Origin of the sequence: Mycobacterium persicum (assembly GCF_002086675.1) — a bacterium.
Lineage (GTDB): Bacteria > Actinomycetota > Actinomycetes > Mycobacteriales > Mycobacteriaceae > Mycobacterium > Mycobacterium persicum.
Genome location: NZ_MVIF01000348.1, coordinates 1 through 266 on the forward strand (window position 1 = coordinate 1; position 266 = coordinate 266).

At 78.2% G+C, this 266-nt stretch carries 1 pseudogene; it reads left to right on the forward strand.

Features of this window, described 5'->3' with window-relative positions:
- Positions 1–266 (forward strand): annotated as a pseudogene (locus BST40_RS32740) (hypothetical protein); the annotation flags it as partial.

Sequence of the window (266 nt, forward strand, 5' to 3'; positions counted from 1 at the left end):
CCCTTGCCGCCGGTGCCGCCCACACCACCGGTGCCGCCGTCGCCGGCGGTGCCATCAGCACCAACAGTGGAGCCGAGACCGCCCTTGCCGGCGTCGCCGCCTTGGCCGCCGGTGCCACCCTGGCCGCCAGCCTGACCCGCCACCGCCGGGTTGGTGCTATCGGCACCAGACCCACCTTGACCCCCGGTGCCGCCGGTGCCGCCGGTACCCCCATGCCCACCGGCACCCTGAGCGGCGCCGGTCCCGCCGCCAGCCCCACCGGCGCC